This is a genomic window from Microbaculum marinisediminis (assembly GCF_025397915.1).
GTDB lineage: Bacteria > Pseudomonadota > Alphaproteobacteria > Rhizobiales > Tepidamorphaceae > Microbaculum > Microbaculum marinisediminis.
Genome location: NZ_JALIDZ010000002.1, coordinates 453,247 through 471,787 on the forward strand (window position 1 = coordinate 453,247; position 18,541 = coordinate 471,787).

16 protein-coding genes are annotated in these 18,541 nt (G+C 66.0%); 2 read left to right on the forward strand and 14 right to left on the reverse strand.

The window, feature by feature from the left end; translation table 11 throughout:
* From MUB46_RS05470 to MUB46_RS05485, 4 genes are all read right to left on the reverse strand, one after another.
* On the reverse strand, positions 1 to 471 hold the full coding sequence (locus tag MUB46_RS05470) for a hypothetical protein (RefSeq protein WP_261614867.1): 471 nt from the start codon (positions 469 to 471) through the stop codon (positions 1 to 3).
* Between the two features lie 3 nt (positions 472 to 474).
* Positions 475 to 1,929 carry a dihydropyrimidinase gene (hydA, locus tag MUB46_RS05475; RefSeq protein ID WP_261614868.1) on the reverse strand — a complete coding sequence of 485 codons (1,455 nt, stop codon included), beginning with the start codon at positions 1,927 to 1,929 and terminating at the stop codon, positions 475 to 477.
* A gap of 117 nt (positions 1,930 to 2,046) precedes the next feature.
* Complete coding sequence (locus MUB46_RS05480) at positions 2,047 to 3,297, reverse strand: Zn-dependent hydrolase (RefSeq protein ID WP_261614869.1); 1,251 nt, start codon at positions 3,295 to 3,297, stop codon at positions 2,047 to 2,049.
* Between the two features lie 59 nt (positions 3,298 to 3,356).
* The gene (locus tag MUB46_RS05485) at positions 3,357 to 4,853 is read right to left on the reverse strand and encodes a CoA-acylating methylmalonate-semialdehyde dehydrogenase (RefSeq protein ID WP_261614870.1); all 1,497 of its coding nucleotides are present in this window, start codon (positions 4,851 to 4,853) and stop codon (positions 3,357 to 3,359) included.
* A gap of 324 nt (positions 4,854 to 5,177) precedes the next feature.
* Here MUB46_RS05485 and MUB46_RS05490 point away from each other — a divergent pair, with 324 nt between their 5' ends.
* On the forward strand, positions 5,178 to 5,870 hold the full coding sequence (locus tag MUB46_RS05490) for a TetR/AcrR family transcriptional regulator (protein WP_261614871.1): 693 nt from the start codon (positions 5,178 to 5,180) through the stop codon (positions 5,868 to 5,870).
* Between the two features lie 255 nt (positions 5,871 to 6,125).
* Entirely contained in the window at positions 6,126 to 6,779 is a 654-nt protein-coding gene (locus MUB46_RS05495) for a TetR family transcriptional regulator C-terminal domain-containing protein (RefSeq protein ID WP_261614872.1), read from the forward strand.
* A 134-nt stretch (positions 6,780 to 6,913) separates the two neighbouring features.
* Here MUB46_RS05495 and MUB46_RS05500 read toward each other — a convergent pair whose 3' ends face one another.
* From MUB46_RS05500 to MUB46_RS05545, 10 genes are all read right to left on the reverse strand, one after another.
* A complete protein-coding gene (locus tag MUB46_RS05500; RefSeq protein WP_261614873.1) occupies positions 6,914 to 7,513 on the reverse strand; it encodes a glutathione S-transferase family protein in 600 nt (199 codons plus the stop codon).
* Between the two features lie 74 nt (positions 7,514 to 7,587).
* On the reverse strand, positions 7,588 to 8,190 hold the full coding sequence (locus MUB46_RS05505; protein ID WP_261614874.1) for a LysE family translocator: 603 nt from the start codon (positions 8,188 to 8,190) through the stop codon (positions 7,588 to 7,590).
* Positions 8,191 to 8,343: 153 nt separating this feature from the next.
* A complete protein-coding gene (preA, locus tag MUB46_RS05510; protein WP_261614875.1) occupies positions 8,344 to 9,651 on the reverse strand; it encodes an NAD-dependent dihydropyrimidine dehydrogenase subunit PreA in 1,308 nt (435 codons plus the stop codon).
* 36 nt (positions 9,652 to 9,687) lie between these two features.
* Entirely contained in the window at positions 9,688 to 11,037 is a 1,350-nt protein-coding gene (locus MUB46_RS05515; RefSeq protein WP_261614876.1) for an NAD(P)-dependent oxidoreductase, read from the reverse strand.
* A 176-nt stretch (positions 11,038 to 11,213) separates the two neighbouring features.
* The gene (locus MUB46_RS05520; RefSeq protein ID WP_261614877.1) at positions 11,214 to 12,521 is read right to left on the reverse strand and encodes an amidohydrolase family protein; all 1,308 of its coding nucleotides are present in this window, start codon (positions 12,519 to 12,521) and stop codon (positions 11,214 to 11,216) included.
* Between the two features lie 128 nt (positions 12,522 to 12,649).
* A complete protein-coding gene (locus tag MUB46_RS05525) occupies positions 12,650 to 13,591 on the reverse strand; it encodes an ABC transporter permease (RefSeq protein ID WP_261614878.1) in 942 nt (313 codons plus the stop codon).
* 4 nt (positions 13,592 to 13,595) lie between these two features.
* Positions 13,596 to 14,693 carry an ABC transporter permease gene (locus MUB46_RS05530; RefSeq protein WP_261614879.1) on the reverse strand — a complete coding sequence of 366 codons (1,098 nt, stop codon included), beginning with the start codon at positions 14,691 to 14,693 and terminating at the stop codon, positions 13,596 to 13,598.
* Complete coding sequence (locus MUB46_RS05535) at positions 14,690 to 16,252, reverse strand: ABC transporter ATP-binding protein (RefSeq protein WP_261614880.1); 1,563 nt, start codon at positions 16,250 to 16,252, stop codon at positions 14,690 to 14,692. Before MUB46_RS05535 ends, MUB46_RS05530 begins: the two co-directional genes overlap by 4 nt.
* A 127-nt stretch (positions 16,253 to 16,379) precedes the next feature.
* Positions 16,380 to 17,390, reverse strand: a complete 1,011-nt coding sequence (locus tag MUB46_RS05540; RefSeq protein ID WP_261614881.1) for a BMP family protein — start codon at positions 17,388 to 17,390, stop codon at positions 16,380 to 16,382.
* A 348-nt stretch (positions 17,391 to 17,738) separates the two neighbouring features.
* On the reverse strand, positions 17,739 to 18,335 hold the full coding sequence (locus MUB46_RS05545) for a biotin transporter BioY (protein ID WP_261614882.1): 597 nt from the start codon (positions 18,333 to 18,335) through the stop codon (positions 17,739 to 17,741).
* Positions 18,336 to 18,541 lie beyond the last annotated feature (206 nt).

Genomic DNA, 18,541 nt, shown 5'->3' on the forward strand with positions numbered 1-18,541 from the left:
TCAGGTTCGCACCGCCTTGTGCGGCTGCCAGATCCAGACGCTCACGAGCACGGTCGTGACGAAACACAGGGCGTAGTGCCATCGCTCCATCTGCATATCGCCGCCGAGCGACCTCAGGGAGTTGTCGAGGCTGCTGACGGCAAACCAGAGGCCGAAGGCGAGCGCGACAGGCGTTGCGATCACGGCGACGACCTCCGGTCTGTAGCCGAAAGCACGGAAAAGCAGGATAGCGAGACCAGCGAACGGGAACGCTATCAGGAATGATGGCAGTCCCAGGAAGATGGCCGCAAGGACGGTGAACATCCCCATCGCGATGATGAATCCGATGATCTTCGTCCCCTCCGGCCGCTCGCCGAAAGCAAACCCCACAACGATCAGTTCGATGAACAGAAACGCGAGGCTCAACAGCAGGATCTGAAGGCTGTTGAGCCAGATGCGCGGCCGCTTTCGAGGTTCACCGGTCGCCTGCACCGATCACACCCCGCTCGCCGGGATGCCGGAGCGCTCGACCTTGCGCGGCGACGTGATCTCCTTCCAGGTCGACAGCGCCTTGTTGACCGCCTGGAACGGCTCGCGGGCGACAAACTCGCCGTGGCCCTCCCGCGTCTTCACCTCGCCGTCGACGATGGAGACGAGGCCGCGGCTCAGGACATAGCGCGGCAGTCCCTTCACGTGCTTGCCTTCGAAGACATTGTAGTCGATCGCCGACTGCTGCGTCTTGGACGAAATCGTCTTCTCCTTCGACGGATCCCAGACGACGATGTCGGCGTCGGAGCCGACCAGGATCGCGCCCTTCCTCGGGTAGGTGTTGAGGATCTTGGCGATATTAGTCGAGGTGACGGCGACGAACTCGTTCATGGTGAGCCGACCGGTATTGACGCCGTGCGTCCACAGCATCGGCATGCGGTCCTCGAGGCCGCCGGTGCCGTTCGGGATCCTGGTGAAGTCGCCGACGCCGTAGCGCTTCTGCTCGGTGGTGAAGGCGCAATGGTCGGTCGCCACGCAGGACAGCGACCCGGCCTGCAGGCCGGCCCACAGCGAGTCCTGGTGCTTCTTGTTGCGGAACGGCGGCGACATCACCCGGCGGGCGGCGTGATCCCAGTCGGGATTGGCGTATTCGCTCTCATCCAGGGTGAGGTGCTGGATCAGCGGCTCGCCGTAGGCGCGGATGCCGTTCTGGCGGGCGCGCCGGATCGCCTCGTGCGCCTGCTCGCAGCTCGTATGGACGATGTAGACCGGCACGCCGGCCATGTCGGCGATCATGATGGCGCGGTTGGTCGCCTCGCCCTCCACTTCTGCCGGCCGCGAATAGGCGTGCGCCTCGGGGCCGTTGTTGCCCTCGGCCAGCAGCTTGGCCTGGAGCTGGGCGACGACGTCGCCGTTCTCGGCGTGGACGAGCGGCAGCGCGCCCAGTTCGGCGCAGCGCTGGAAGGAGGCGAACATCTCGTCGTCGTCCACCATCAGCGCGCCCTTGTACGCCATGAAATGCTTGAAGGTGTTGATGCCCTTCTCGCGGACGACCGTCTCCATCTCGTTGAAGACCTGCTCACCCCACCACGTGATGGCCATGTGGTAGGAGTAGTCGCAATTGGCGCGGCCCGACTTGTTGTGCCACATCGACAGGGCGTCGAGCAGCGACTGGTCGGGCGACGGCAGCGCGAAGTCGACCACCATCGTCGTGCCGCCGGCGAGCGCGGCGCGCGTGCCGCTCTCGAAGTCGTCGGAGGAATAGGTGCCCATGAAGGGCATCTCGAGATGGGTGTGCGGATCGATGCCGCCCGGCATCACGTAGCAGCCGGTCGCATCGAGCGTCTCGTCACCGGAAAGGCCCTTGCCGATCGCGGCGACCCTGCCGTTCTCGATCGCGACATCGGCCTCGTAGGTCAAATCGGCCGTGACGACCGTTCCGCCCTTGATCACTGTCGACATAGCCTGCTCCCGTCGTTCTTGACTTCCGTTCGCTTTCGCGTCCCCGCCCCCGGCTTCGTGCCTCGGGCGTCCGTTAATTGAAATACCCTGCTCTCCGTGCGGCGCACGGACGGTCCTTCACTCCACGATCTCCGCCGTCTCCACCACCGCGTGGAACAGGACGTCGGCGCCGGCGGTGGCCCATTCCAGCGAAATATCCTCGTCCTCGTTGTGGCTGATGCCGTCGACGCAGGGCGTGAACACCATCGAGGTCGGCGCCACGCGGGCGATGTAGCAGGCGTCGTGGCCGGCGCCCGAGACGATGTCGCGGTGCTTGTAGCCAAGCCGCTCGGCGGCGTTGCGCACCGCGGCGACGCACGTGTCGTCGAAGGCGACGGGCGCGTAGTAGAAGACCTCCTGGGTCTTCTCGGTCAGCTTGTGCTCGGCGCAGACCTCGGCGATCTTCGCCTTCAGGGCGTCGGCCATGCCGAGCAGCACCGTGTCGTCGGGGTGGCGGAAATCGACGGTCATCGACACCGCGCCGGGAATGACGTTGCGCGAGCCGGGATAGGGCTCCAGCACGCCGACCGTTCCGACCGCGTGCGGGGCATTGGCAAGGGCGATCTCGTTGACCGCCTGCACGAGCTTCGCCGCGCCGACGAGGGCATCCTTGCGGCGGGGCATCGGCGTGGTGCCGGCATGGCTTTCGAAACCGGTCAGCTTGACGTCGAACCAGCGCTGGCCCTGGCCGTGGGTGACGACGCCGACATCGTACTCCTCGGCCTCGAGGATCGGACCCTGCTCGATGTGCAGCTCGAAGAAGGCCTTGAGCGGCCGCGTGCCGACTGTCTCGTCGCCGACGAAACCGATGCGCTTCAGTTCGTCGCCGAGCGCCTTGCCGTCGCGATCGGTGAGCGCATAGGCCTCTTCCTGGCTGTAGACGCCGGCGAAGACGCCGGACGAGATCATCGCCGGTGCGAAGCGCGAGCCTTCCTCGTTGGTCCAGTCGACGACCTCGATGGGATGCTTCGTCCTGATCCCCATGTCGTTGAGCGAACGCAGGATCTCCAGGCCGGCCAGAACGCCCAGGACGCCGTCGAACTTGCCGCCGGTCGGCTGGGTGTCGAGATGGCTGCCGACCATTACCGGCGGCAGCGAGGGATCGGTTCCTTCGCGGCGGGCGAAGATGTTGCCCATCGAGTCGACGGCGGTCGTGCAGCCGGCGCCCTCGCACCAGGAGATGAACAGCTCGCGCGCCTTCTTGTCGTCGTCGGTAAGCGTCAGGCGGTTGTTGCCGCCGCGCGCACCGGGGCCGATCTTGGCCATCTCCATGAGCGAGTCCCAGAGGCGCTCGCCGTTGATCCTGAGATTGTCCGCCGGACTTGTCATTGTCCCTGTCGCTCCCTTTTCAGATCCGTTGGCGCCCGGTGCCTCGCTGACGTTCCAGATCAGTTCATCGTCGGGAACGTGTAGACCGCACCGTCCTTGATGCCACCCGGCCAACGCGTGGTGACGGTCTTGAGCCGCGTGTAGAACCTTACGCCCTCCGGGCCGTAGATCGAATGGTCGCCGAACAGCGAGCGCTTCCAGCCGCCGAAGGAATGATAGGCGACCGGCACCGGGATCGGCACGTTGACGCCGACCATGCCGACCTCGATCCGGTCGGCGAAGGCGCGCGCGGCGTCGCCGTCGCGGGTGAAGATGGCGGTACCGTTGCCGTATTCGTGGGCGTTGATCAGGTCGACCGCCTCGTTGAAGGAGCGGGCGCGCAGCACCGAAAGCACCGGCCCGAAGATCTCCTCCTTGTAGATGGTCATGTCGGGGGTGACCTTGTCGAACAGCGAGCCGCCGACGAAGTAGCCGTTCTCGTAGCCCTGCAGCGTGAACCCGCGCCCGTCGACGGCAAGCTCCGCGCCTTCGGCGACACCCGCTTCGATATAGCCGAGCACCTTGTTGAGATGCGTCTGCGTCACCAGCGGCCCCATTTCGGCATCGGGATCGGTGGAGGGACCGATCTTCAGGCCGCGCACCTTCGGGATCAGCGTCTCGACCAGCTTGTTGGCGGTCTCCTCGCCGATCGGCACCGCGACCGAAACGGCCATGCAACGCTCGCCGGCCGACCCGTAGCCCGCGCCCATCAGCGCATCGGCGGCCTTGTCGATGTCGGCGTCGGGCATGACGATCATGTGGTTCTTGGCACCGCCGAGCGCCTGCACACGCTTGCCCGCCGCCGTGCCACGCGCATAGACGTACTCGGCGATCGGCGTGGACCCGACGAAGCTCACGGCCTTGATGTCGGGATGGTCGAGGATCGCGTCGACGGCCTCCTTGTCGCCGTGGACGATGTTGAGGACACCCTCGGGAAATCCCGCTTCCCGGAAAAGCTCGAACGCAAGCATCGGCGCGGAGGGGTCGCGCTCGGACGGCTTCAGCACGAACGTGTTGCCGCAGGCGATGGCGACCGGATACATCCACATCGGCACCATGGCCGGGAAATTGAACGGGGTGATGCCGGCGACGACGCCGAGCGGCTGGCGGTCAGAAAAGGTGTCGATCTCGGGACCGACGTTGCGGCTGTACTCGCCCTTCAGCAGGTGCGGGATACCGCAGGCGAACTCGACCACCTCGATGCCGCGGGCGACCTCGCCGAGGGCATCATCATGGGTCTTGCCGTGCTCGCGCGAGATGGCGCGGGCCAGATCGGCCGCATGCCTGTCGAGCAGTTCCTTGAACCGGAACATCATCCGCGCGCGCTTCAGCGGCGGGGTCGCGCCCCACGCCGGGGCCGCGGCTTTGGCGGCGGCCACCGCCTGACCAACGTCCGCAACGGTGGACAGCGGCAGTTCGGCGACCTGTTCGCCTGTCGCCGGGTTGAAGACCGGTGACACGCGCGCGCTCGACGACGGCGCCACCGTGTCGCCGATGGCATTGGCAATCCGGTCCATGGACTCCTCCCTCACCTGTCCGGCCTGACCTAATCCGGCGGGAGAATTCCGGTATTCGCCTTATTTTGCCGGCGTGGGCGGGCCGCGATCGGCCCGGGCACCGCTGAACCGGCCTTTCCGGTCATGCGCCCCTCAAGCGCGGCGCCGGAACAAGCGATTTACCAGAGATTTCCCCCTTCTTCTTGACCGTCTTCTTGGCGATCCGAACGGTTTTATTGCCATTCCGCTTTAAATCTGCCAAAGTTGACTAAATGGTCAGGTTCAAACGCTAGGATGACTTGACCATTTGGTCAAGGCAAAAAATCAGGCTTGGGGACGGTGCGGATGCCCAGCGAAGCGGCACGCGGAGCGACCGGGGCTCGGCAGGATGGCCGGACCGGAATCCGGCAGGAAAACGAGGCCGCGATCCTGAAGGCCGCCGAGGAAGTCTTCGCCGAATACGGCTTCAAGGGCGCCACCACCGCGATGATCGCCGAGCGCGCCGGTCTCCCCAAGGCGAACCTGCACTATTACTTCCCCACCAAGCTCGCGCTCTACCGCCGCGTGGTCGACGACATTTTCAACATCTGGCTCAAGTCGGCCAACTCATTCGACGAAAGCGACGATCCGGTGGAGGCGCTGACCCGCTACATCAACGAGAAGATGGACATCTCGCGTGCCCATCCGATGGGCTCGAAGGTCTGGGCCAACGAGATCATCCACAAGGCGCCGGTCATCCAGGACTATCTGGAGACGACGCTGCGCGACTGGACCGACTCCCGCGCCGCCGTGATCCGGCGCTGGATCGCCGAGGGAAAGATCGCGCCGATCAACCCGGAATACCTGCTCTACATGATCTGGGCGACGACCCAGCACTATGCCGACTTCGGCCATCAGATCGCCACGCTGAACGACGGCGAACCGCTATCGGACGACCAGTTCGAAGAGGCCAAGCGCAACGTCGTCGAGATCATCCTGCGCGGTATCGGGGCATCCTCCCAGGCAACGAAGCAGCCGGCAATCCGCTCGCTGGCGTAGGCCTCTGGCCGGCCGCAGTACCGACATCGCCGGCCAGGCCCGCGCAAGACGCGAGAGACTCGGATATGCTTGACCGCCAGAGTGTCGTTGCCCGGTGCGCGCCCGGTAAATCGGCGTCCCGCGTCCGCGGATCATCGGCTAGGATCGACGCGCGCGACATCGTGAGCGGAGCAGGAATTCGCGGCGCCAGTACGTGCCGGGCAACCGACCAGAGGCCAGGAGGAACGTGATGCAGGCGCGGGCGGAGACGGGCGAATGAACGCCCCGGTCCCCAATCAGCGCAAGAAGCCGCGGACGCGGATTCAGGCGATCAACCGCAATATCATCCTGGACGCGGCGCTGGATGCCTTCTCGTCCTACGGCTATCGCGGCGCGACAATCGACCAGATCGCCGAGAAGGCCGGCATGTCGAAGCCGAACCTGCTCTACTATTTCCGGCGCAAGGAAGACATCTATCGCGCGGTTCTCGAGGCAACGCTGGCGACCTGGCTCGAACCGCTGGAGCATCTCGACGCGGGCGGTGATCCCATCGAGGAAATCGCGAAGTACATCCGACTCAAGCTGCGGATGGCACGCGACATGCCGCGGGAGTCGCGGTTGTTCAGCAACGAGATCCTGCACGGCGCACCGGCGATCGGCGAGTTCCTGCGCGGCCCGCTGAAGGATCTGGTCGACGCCAAGGCAAAGGTGATCCGTCGCTGGGTTGACGAAGGGCGGATTACGCCGGTCGATCCGGTCCATCTGATTTTCATGATCTGGGCAACGACCCAGCATTACGCCGATTTCGACGTGCAGGTGCGCGCCGTGCTTGGCGAGGCCGCCGACGACAAAGCGGGCGACGGCGACCCGACCCTGGCGGCCGAGAAGACCCTCCTGACCATCTTCTGCGATGGCTTGAGGCCGCGCTAGCGCGGCCAGCGTCACCTCACGTGGGGAGCGGCACGTGGGGTGGCCGTGCTCTGCGCCTTCGGCAACTGCCCGCCAGACCTGGCAGGCCTATACGCGGCCCCCGTTAGCCGTCAATTGGGCGGACCTCAACGCCCTTACGTCCAATCTTCCGCAAGCTCCTGCGCCCTGACGAAAGCGGAGCGTGCCATGCAACGGTCGATATACGCGTCGAAGGCCGGCCGCGGTGCGATCAGGTCGAACAGACGTACCCCGAAGTAAAGACCGGAACCGATCACGACATCAGCCGCCGTGAAGCGGTCGCCGAGCAACCACGGACCGTCGCCAACCCCTTCCTCCAGCACGTCGAGAACCTTCGCGTAATTGCCCCAGCCGGCTTGTGAGGGATTCACGTCGATTCCGAGAACCTTCTCCATAAAGGAGGGCTCGACACAACTTCCGGAAAAGAACAGCCACTGCAGATATCGGCCACGCTCGGGATCGTGGATCCTCGGAGCGAGTTCGGCCTCGGGAAACCGGTCGGCAAGATAAGCGCAGATCGCCCCGGTTTCGGCAATGCGTGCTTCGCCGTCGACAAGTGCCGGCACCTTCTCCATCGGATTGATCGCATGATATTCGGGCGTGTGCTGTGCTCCGCCCCGGATATCGACCAGCACCCGCTCGTAGCGCGCTCCGCATTCCTCCAACATCCAAACGGCCTGGACCGACCGCGTTTGTGGCGCGCCATACAGCTTCATCGGGATACGCTCCTGCGAGAGGGAAGCGCACCCTACTGCCACGACATGAACATTTCAAGAACATCTGACTGCCGTCAAAGCAGGACCGACAGGGCAAATGAGGCAATCAACAATCCGGCGAAGACGATATTGAGCACACGGCCGGCTTTCGGGCGCCGCAGTAGTCCCGCAAGCCCGGCACCGAACAACAGCCAGACCGAATTGGCGGCGACGATGACGAATGAGAGCACGGCGACCTTGATGACCGCATCCTCAAGCGGTCTGCCGTCCACGAGCACGCTGCTCGAATAGACAGCGCCGATGGCGGCGTAGGCTTTCGGATTCGCGATCGCCAGCAGAAGGCCACCGAAGATGGACGGCGCCTCGTCATCGTGTGCGGCCTGCGTCGGCGGCGGGGCGGTTGCGATCTTCCAGGCGAGATAGAGGATATAGGCGCCCGCCACCGCGACGATCATCGGCGTGACGCCCGGCACCGAAAGGACGAGCCCGGTGACTCCGGTCGAGACGATCAGGAGCACGCCGGCGGTGCCGATACAGATCCCGCACAGGTAGGGCACGACCGGGCGAATGCCGAACGCGGCCCCCGAGGCGGCGAGGCTCATGGTGGCCGGACCGGGACTGCCCATTAGCAGAACGGCGGCGACCAGCATCGCGATGACGGCGGAAATCGGCGGCACAGGGTCCCCGAACGAAAGGCGGCGCCACGGAACCGATCCGCGACGGCACGAGGCGACGTGCCGTCAAGGAAAACACGGGACTGGCCCCGTGTCTTCGATATTCGTCTTGAACAATAATGCCCGGGACCAGCCCGGGCATAACGTGCTGGTTCGCTACTCCGCGGCTTCCTGCACCCGCATCGGGTTGTTGGGATGTTCGGTCCAGTTGCCGTATTCGTCGGGGATCGGTTTGCCGGTGCGCGGGTCGACCCCGTGGACCTGCTCCATGGTGATGCAGTTCTCGACGGGGCAGACGTTGACGCAGAGATTGCAGCCGACGCATTCCTCGTCGATCACCTCGAACCGGCGCACGCCGTTGACCGTGTGCGTGATCGCCTGGTGCGAGGTGTCCTCGCATGCGATGTGGCAGCGGCCGCACTTGATGCAGAGATCCTGGTCGATCCTGGCCTTGGTCACATAGTTCAGGTTCAGGTACTGCCAGGCCTCGATATTGGGGACCGAACGGCCGACGATCTCGTCGATCGCGGTGAAGCCCTTCTCGTCCATCCAGTCGCTCAAGCCCGAGATCATCTCCTTGACGACCTTGAAGCCGTAGGTCATCGCCGCCGTGCAGACCTGCAGGTTGGAGGCGCCGAGTGCCAGGAACTCGGCGCAATCGCGCCACGTGGTGATGCCGCCGATGGCGGAAATCGGCATGCCCGACGTCTCGGAATCGCGGGCGATCTCGGCGACCATGTTGAGCGCGATCGGCTTGACGGCGGGGCCGCAATACCCGCCGTGGCTGCCCTTGCCGTCGATCTCGGGGATCGGCGCGAAGTTGTCGAGATTGACGCCGATGATCGAGTTGATGGTGTTGATCAGCGAAACCGCGTCCGCCCCGCCGGCCCTGGCGGCGCGGGCGGGATAGCGGATGTCGGTGATGTTCGGCGTCAGCTTGACGATGACGGGCATGCGCGTGTGCGCCTTACACCAGCGCGCCACCATCTCGATGTATTCGGGCACCTGGCCCACCGCCGAGCCCATGCCGCGCTCGGACATGCCGTGCGGGCAGCCGAAATTGAGCTCGACGCCGTCGGCCCCGGTCTCCTCGACGCGCTTGAGGATATCGGCCCAGTTCTTCTCCTCGCAGGGCACCATCAGCGAGACGACGAGGGCGCGGTCCGGCCAATCGCGCTTCACCGTCTTGATCTCGCGAAGGTTCACCTCCAGCGGGCGGTCGGTGATCAGCTCGATATTGTTGAGGCCGAGCAGCCGGCGGTCCGGTCCGTGGACGGCGCCGTAGCGCGGCCCGTTGACGTTGACGACCGGCGGGTCCTCGCCGAGCGTTTTCCAGACGACGCCGCCCCAGCCCTCCTTGAAGGCGCGGACGACGTTGTATTCCTTGTCGGTCGGCGGCGCGGAGGCCAGCCAGAACGGATTGGGGGACTTGATTCCCAGGAAGTCAGAACGAAGGTCGGCCATTGTCTCCTCCTCCAGCCTTCAACAGGCCATGGCCCGTCAGGCGCCGAGCGCCCGGTGAATGCTCGCGGCCGCGTCCCGGCCATGCGCGACGGCCTGGACGGTGAGGTCCTCGCCGCCGGCAACGCAGTCGCCGCCGGCCCACACGCCGTCGAGCGACGTGCGGCCCTCGTCGTCGACGACGATCTTGCCGCCGTCGATCTTCAGCTCTCCGGCCAGCGGATCCTCGACCAGGGTCTGGCCGATCGCCTTGAACACCATATCGGCCGGCAGGTGGATCGTCTCGCCGGTACCGACGACCCTTGATCCGTCGAGGCGCGTGCGCTCCAGCTCGATTCCGGTCGCGTGGCCGTTGTCGCCGGTCACCGCGTTCGGCTTCACCCAGTGCAGGATGCGCACGCCGTTGACCTGGGCCAGTTCCTGCTCGAAGCCGCTGGCGCCCATCTGCTCGGCGCCGCGGCGATAGGCGATGGTCACATCCTCGGCGCCGAGATGGCGGGCCTGGACCGCCATGTCGATGGCCGTCATGCCGCCGCCGATGACGACGACCCGGCGGCCGATCGGCAGCGCGGAGAGATCATCGGCCTGGCGCAGCTCGGCGATATAGTCGACCGCGTCGTGCACCCCGTCGAGATCCTCGCCTTCGGCCCTGAGCGCGTTGACGCCGTTAAGGCCGATGCCGAGAAAAACGGCGTCGTATTTCGACCGCAGGTCGGCAAGCGCGATATCGCGGCCGAGCGCCTTGCCGGTCTCGACCGTGATGCCGCCGATCGAGAGCACGAAGTCGACCTCCTTGCCGGCGAAGTCGTCGACGGTCTTGTAGGCGGCGATGCCGTATTCATCGAGGCCACCGAGCTTCTCCCGCGCCTCGAAGATCGTCACCGAATGGCCGTTGCGGGCGAGTGCATGGGCGCAGGCGAGCCCGGCCGGACCACCGCCGACGACGGCAACGGTCTTGCCGGTCTCTTCGGCGCGCTCGTAAAGCGTTTCGCCCGCCTCCATGAAATGGTCGGTGGCGTAGCGCTGCAGGATGCCGATCTTGACCGGCTTTCCCTCGCCTTCCATGCGAACGCAGGCCTCCTCGCATAGCGTCTCTGTCGGGCAGACGCGGGCACACATGCCACCGAGGATGTTCTGGGCGAAGATGGTCTTGGCCGCGCCGTCCGGATTGCCGGTCGATATCTCGCGGATGAACAGCGGGATGTCGATCGACGTCGGACAGGCGATCGTGCACGGCGCGTCGTAGCAGAAGAAGCAACGATCGGCCTCGACCGTCGCTTCGTGCCGGGTCAGCGGCGGGTGCAGATCAGAGAAATTGCGCTGGTAGTCCTCGGCCGTGAGTCGGCCGGCGGCGATATCGGGTCCCCCGGACATCGGCTTGGGTGCCATACCCGTCTCTCCTCCTTCAGGTGAGTGGTCGACGCCTTCGCCCCCAGCGCGGCAGCGGTTGGACACCACCGCACACACGAAACTCGCCGGCCACTCGACACGTAGCCTGACAGAATTATTCACCCGATCAAAATTTTTATCAATCGGTCAAATTTACTGAATTGCGTCCGGCGACTTCAGCCGGCGTCTTCGGACGCGTCTTTCGGAGCATAGGACGCCGGATCGACGGTCGCCGGTCGGCCCGGCAGGGCGAGGCTCGCGACGCGCGCCGGCGTCTCGGCGATCACCCTGCCGCGGCGGATGACGGCGAGCCGGGTCGCCTTCAGGCGGATCGCCTCGATGGGATCGGCGGCCTGGAGCAGCACCATGTCGGCGTTGCAGCCGACATCGAGGCCGTAGCCATCGAGGTGCATCACCGCGGCGCCGCCCTTGGTCACCCGGTCGAAACACCAGCGCATGTCGTCGCGGCTCGTCATCTGCGCCACGTGCAGACCCATGGCGGCGACCTCGAGCATGTCGGCGTTGCCGAGCGAGTACCAGGGGTCCATCACGCAATCATGGCCGAAGGCGACCTCGATGCCGTGCGCGCGCAGTTCCGGCACGCGGGTCATGCCGCGGCGCTTCGGGTAGGTATCGTGGCGCCCCTGGATGACGATGTTGATGAGCGGATTGGGGATTGCCGAGACGCGGGCTTCGGCCATCAGAGCCAGGAGCTTGGAGACGTAGTAGTTGTCCATCGAATGCATGGAGGTCAGGTGCGAACCATTGACCCTGCCGTGCAGGCCGAGCCGTTGCGTCTCGTAGGCAAGCGTCTCGATGTGCCGCGACATCGGGTCGTCGGTCTCGTCGCAATGCAGGTCGACCAGCAGGCCGCGTTTCTCGGCGATCTCGCAGAGCGCGGTGACGGAGCGGGCGCCGTCGGCCATGGTGCGTTCGAAATGCGGAATGCCGCCGACCACGTCTACCCCTAAGTCCAGCGCCCGTTCCAGGTTCTCCGCCGCCGTCGGCGACCGGTAATAGCCGTCCTGCGGAAAGGCACAGAGCTGCAGATCGATATACGGCGCGACCTCCCGCTTGACCTCCAGCAATGCCTCGACGGCGAGCAAGCGGTCGTCGCAGACATCGACGTGGGTGCGGATCGCCAGCAGACCCTGGCTGACCGCGAGATCGCAGTACCTGAGTGCGCGCTCCTTCACCGCCTCGCGGGTCAGCAACGGCTTCAACTCGCCCCACAGCGCGATGCCTTCGAGCAGGGTTCCCGACCGGTTCATCCGCGGGATGCCGAGCGACAGCGTCGCGTCCATGTGGAAGTGCGGATCGACGAAGGGCGGGGAAACAAGATGCCCGTTCGCGTCGATCACCCGGCCGGCGTCGGCGGCGATACTCGGTTCGACGGCGGCGATCCGGCCGCTCTCGCAGGCGATGTCGATGCCGGTCCGCCCGTCGGGCAGCGTCGCGTTTCTGACAATCAGATCGAAGGTCATGGGGCTATCTTCTCAATTCGTCATTGCCGGGCTCGACCCGGCAATCTCTGGATACGGAATACGGCACGAGATCCCCGGATCTTCGCTGTGCTGCGTCCGGGGATGACGTGGGTACACGACTGGCCGTCTCAGCGCTGTCCCTTGAACCACGGCACCAGCAGCGCCCTAGGATAATCCGCCTTCCGCGCCACGACGACCAGCGCGACGATCGACAGGACATATGGCAGCATCAGGAAGACCTGGCTCGGCAGGAATGCCCCGACCTCGGTCTGCAGGCGCACCTGGAAGGCGTCGAAGGCGCCGAACAGCAGCGCGCCCAGAAGCGCCTTTCCGGGCCGCCAGGAGGCGAAGACGGTGAGCGCGATGCAGATCCATCCGCGACCGTTGACCATGCCGAAGAAGAAGGCGTCGAAGGCGGACATGGTGAGGAACGCGCCGCCAATGGCCATCAGCGCGGACCCGGCGACCACCGCGCCGATGCGAAGCCCGTAAACCGACAGGCCCTGCGCGTCGACAGAGGCCGGATTGTCGCCAACCGCCCTGAGCGCCAGTCCCAGCGGCGTGCGATAGAGCACCCAAGCGACGACGCCGACCATGATGAAGGCGAACCAGGTCAGCGCGGTCTGGTTGAACAGCGCCGGCCCGAGGAACGGGATGTCGGAGAGGACCGGGATTTCGAGCGGCTGGAACGGCACGATGCGCGGCGGAGAGGAAACGTCCGGCAGGGCCGTTCGATAGGTGAAATAGGCCAGGCTCGAGGCCAGCAGCGTCACGCCGATGCCGGAGACGTGCTGCGACAGGCCGAGCGGCACCGTGAGGCCGGCATGCAGGAGGCCAAAGACGCCGCCGGTGAGGGCGGCGACGAGGACACCGCCCCACAGCGGCAGGCCGATCCAGACCGCCATCCAGCCGGCCATGGCACCGGCGGTGAAGATGCCTTCGATACCGAGGTTGAGAACGCCGGCGCGCTCGCAGATCAGCGCGCCGAGGACGCCGAAGATCAGCGGCGAGGCGATGCGGACGGCGGCGGCCCAGAAGTTCGCCGTGACGAGGATCTCGAGGATTTCCATCGTCTCAGCCCTCCCCGCCCGACCGCGCATGGGTCTGTGCCGCGTGGTGTCGCCCGACCCAGCGGATGCGGAAGCGCACCAGGAAACCGCCAACCAGCACGCAGAGCAGCGACATGGCGACGACCAGGTCGGCCAGATAGCTGGAGACGCCGATCGCGCGGCTCATCGAGTCGGCGCCGACGAAAACGCTGGCGACGAACAGGGCGGCGGCGACAACGCCGAGCGGCGACAGGCCCGCCAGCATGGCCACGACGATGCCGGCATAGCCGAAACCCGGCGACAGGTCGGCGGTGAGATAGCCCTTCAGACCCGCCACCTCGCCGACACCGGCGAGACCGGCAAGACCGCCGGAGATCAGCGCCACGCGCACGACGGTCGCCGTCACGGGAATGCCGGCATAGCGCGCCGCCGACGCGTTCTCGCCGACGGCGCGGATCTCGTAGCCCCACACCGTGTAGCGCATCATGACGTAGACCAGCACGGCCATCGCCAGACCGATCAGCAGGCCGGAATGGACGCGCATGCGCTCGATCAGGGTCGGCAGCATGGCCTCGTCGACGATCGGCGGAGATTGCGGCCAGCCGAGCCCCATCGGGTCCTTCAGCGCGCCTTCGAGCATCATCTGCACGAACAGGAGCATGATGAAGTTCAGGAGCAGGGTCGTGACCACCTCGTCGGCGCCGAACCGCAGCTTCAACAGCGCAGGGCCGAGCATCAGGAGCGCTCCGGCGACGGCGCCGGCGATCACGACCGCCGGGATCATCACCCAGCTCGGCCCGCCGATCACACCGGTTCCGATCGCCACGGCGGCGAGCGCGCCGGCATAGAGCTGGCCCTCACCGCCGATATTCCAGAGCTTCGCCCGGAAGGCGACCGCGGCGGCGAGGCCGGTCAGGATCAGCGGCGTGGTGCGCGTCAGCGTCTCGGAGAAGGCGAAGAGCGAGCCGTAGGCGCCCTTCACCATCAGGCCGTAGGAGGAGAAGATCGGGGCTCCGGCAAAGGCGAGCGGGATCGCGGCGAAGGCCAGCGAGATCAGCGCGGCCGCGACAGGGACCACGACGGAGAGGACGGGCGAAACGGGGCGCGGCTCGAACCGGATCACGCCGCGGTCTCCTCTTCATGCCCGGCCATCATCAGGCCGAGCGTGCCGCGATCCAGCGTATCCGCCGGCATCGGCTCGGAGAGGTGGCCGTTGTGAATGACGGCGATGCGGTCGGAAACGATCATCAGCTCGTCCAGGTCCTCGGAGATCAGCAGCACGCCGGCCCCGCGCCCGCGCGCCTCGAGCAGGCGACGGTGCACCTCGGTCTGGGCGCCGACGTCGAGGCCGCGCGTCGGCTGGTTGGCGAGGATCACCCTCGGACTGCGGTCCAGGACACGGGCAAGGATCAGCTTCTGGATATTGCCGCCCGACAGCAGCCGCGCGGGAGCATCGGGTCCGGGACAGCGGACGTCGTAATCGCGGATGGCATCCAATGCGCGGGCGCGGATCGGCTGGCGCTTGAGGAAACCCGCCGACTGGTAGCCCGGTTCGCGCACCTCCTCGATCACCACGTTCTCCGCGACCGTCATGGCGCCGACGACGCCGTCGTGGTGGCGATCCTCCGGAATGCGGGCGATGCCGGCGCGGGAAAACCGGCGCGGATCGAAACGCGTGACCCTGTCGCCATAGAGGATCAATTCGCCGGAGGTCGGCGCGGCGAGGCCGGCGACGAGGCCGGCGAGCGCCGCCTGGCCGTTACCGGAAACGCCGGCGATGCCGACGATCTCGCCCTCGCGCACCATCAGCGAGACCGCGTGCAGGGACTTGCGGACATCGGCACCGGCCACGGCGACCTCGCGCAGCTCGAGCAGGGGTTTGCCCGGCTCACGCGGCGTGCGACGGCTTTCCGGCACGTCGCGGCCAACCATCATCTCGGCGATCCTGCGCCGGTCGGCATCGGCGCGGGCCATCTCGCCGACCTTCCTGCCGGCGCGCAGCACGGCGATGCGGTCGGATACCGCCAGGACCTCGGCGAGTTTGTGGGCGATGAAGATCACCGCCAGACCGGTTTCCGCGAGATGCCGGACCGTCTCGAACAGGCCCTCCGCCTCCTGCGGCGTCAGCACCGCGGTCGGTTCGTCCATGACGAGGATGCGGGCGTCGCGATACAGCGCCTTGAGGATCTCGACGCGCTGCTTCTCGCCGACGGTCAGGCGCGAAACCTGGATGTCCAGGTCGACGGTGAGACCCGAGCGCTTCATCAGCGCGGCGACCTTGCGCCGGGCCGGGCCGGTGGACAGCCGCAGGCTCAGTGCCGGACCGGTGCCGAGCACGATGTTTTCGAGGCCCGTCAGGTTTTCGGCCAGCGTGAAATGCTGGTGCACCATGCCGATGCCGGCCTCGAGGGCGGCATGCGGGGAGCCCGGCTCCAGCGGCTCGAGCACGCCGGATGCACCGGCGACCAGCACCTCGCCCTCGTCGGCCACGTAGTGACCGAACAGGATGTTCATCAGCGTCGTCTTGCCGGCGCCGTTTTCGCCGAGCAGCGCCAGGATCTCGCCGCGCCTCAGCTCCAGGTCGATCGCGTCGTTCGCCAGCAGCGGACCGAAGCGCTTGGAGATATCCCGAAGCGCCAGGACGACGGGCGCCCCGGATCGGTCAGTTCCGGATGCAATCATGGGATCGGCTCCCCCTCCTCCCGATCATGCAACGCTCGCGGCCCGCGGTCGCGCGGCGCCCTCGCCCGAACATTCGGCCCGGGGGAGGATCGGCCTAGTCCGTCCCCTCCCCCGCGCCGGGTATGCCTCACATCGTCGACTTGGGTTCGGCGTCGTTGACGTTGACGCGGAACAGGCCGTCCTTGATTTCCTGTTCCGTCTCCCGGGCTGCCTTGACGGCATCGGCCGGGGCAAGGGATTCGTCAACGACGAAGGAGCCGCCGCCATATCCCATGTAGCTGAACTGGCCGTAATCGGCCGGCTCGAAGGTGCCGTTCGCCACCGCGTCGATGGCGCGGTCGACGGTCGGCTCCATGTGCCACAAGGCACTCGCCAGGATGGTGCCGGGATAGTCGCCGGCCGTATCGATGACGTTGCCGATCGCCTTGATGCCGCGTTCCTTGGCGGCGTCGGAGACGCCGAACCGCTCGGCGTAGAGGATGTCGGCGCCCTTGTCGATCATGGCGAAGGCGGCTTCCTTGGCCTTCGGCGGGTCGTACCAGGAGTTGATGAAGGTCACGAGGAACTTCACGTCCGGGTTCACCGCCAGCGCGCCCTCCATGAAGGCGTTCATCAGACGGTTCACCTCGGGAATCGCGTAGCCGCCGACCATGCCGATGATGTTCGACTCCGTCGCCGCGCCGGCGATCATGCCGGTCAGGTAGCTGGGCTCATGGATGAAGTTGTCGAACACCGCGAAATTCGGCTGCGACGGCCCGAAGGACGAGCCGAGCAGGAAGGCGGTTTCGGGATACTCCGCCGCCACCTTGCGCGCGGCCCGCTCCACGGCGAAGGCCTCGCCAAGAACGAGATCCATGCCCTGCTCGGCATATTCGCGCATGACGCGCTCGTAGTCGGTGTTGGCGACGTTCTCGGAGTAGACGTAGGTGATGTCGCCCCGGTCCTTGGCGGTGTTGAGCGCCTTGTGGATGCGGCTCACCCACTGCTGCTCGACAGGCACGGTGTAGATCGCCGCGACCTTGATGGGCTTGGCCTTCTGCGCCGCGGCGGGGCTACCGCCAACGCCGACCGCAAGCGCGAGTGCGGCGGCGCCGAGTACGGCGCGGCGGGTGAAACGAACAGTCCAACCGGATCTCATGTGAACTTCTCCCCTCTCTTCGATTATCGATCGGCGACTCAGTTTTCCCAGTCGGGAATGCACGGAAAACAAGAAACATGCCATATCGGCGCGAACTCGGCGCGTCGAAGCCCGACGCTGCGACGGCCACGGGCGGACGTCGCCGTTGCACACGGTCGGGGCAGGACAGCGGCGCGCAATTGCGCACTCTCATGAAACGAACCATCGCTCACGCCGCCCCCCATCCGAGTCGAAACGCCGCCGCGTCGTGCGAAGTGTGCGACGGGCGTGCCACGGAAGCGGATTTTAAGACAGGTTTCTACCGTCCGGTCAAAAAAACGATCGGTCCGACCGGTGCAAAACCGCGGATCAGTGCCGGTAGCCGAACCGGGGACCGACAAGTTTCCACGCGAACGGCAGGGCGGCCATCGCCACTGTGATCTTGACGGCTTCGGCAAGCAGGAACGGCGTGAGGCCGATCGAAATCGCATCGGCGACACCGAACAGATAGATGAGCCACGCCAGGCCGAAGGCGAACAGCACGGCATCGCCAGCAAGGAAGGCAATCAGAGCGGTATGCCAGCGCCGGTCGAAGCCGTGTTCGGCGAGGTATCCGACGACCGCTACGGCGACGAGGAAGCCGATCAGAAATCCGCCGGTCGGCCCAAGGAAATAGGCGTATCCGCCACCGCCGGCGAAGACCGGCCAACCGACCGCGCCTTCAGCGAGATAGACGGCGACCGTCGCGATGCCAAGGCGAAGCCCGAACACGGCCCCGATCAGAAGCACGACCAGTGTCTGCATGGTGAAAGGCGTCGGCCAGAACGGGATCTGGACCTTGGCGGACAAAGTCAGCGCCGCGGCACCGAGGACGACGAGCAGGCCGTACCACAACACTCTGTCCGCATCGTCCGCCGGCAGGACGGTGCGCGCCAAGTTCGGCCATCTGTCGCGGAATCGCGTCATTGCGAGCCCCTCAAATATCGGGTCGAAAATAACGCGCCATGTGTTTACGAGCTGTTACGCCGAATAATTAACCATGCATGAGACGGACGCGAGACCCCCGCCGGCGCGGCACTCAAACGCCGACGTCCCCTCGCAAAGACCGGGTTCGCCCAGAGCCATTCGCGCGGCAGCCGCATTGTATTGGCGGATCGGAGAAATGCCGCAGC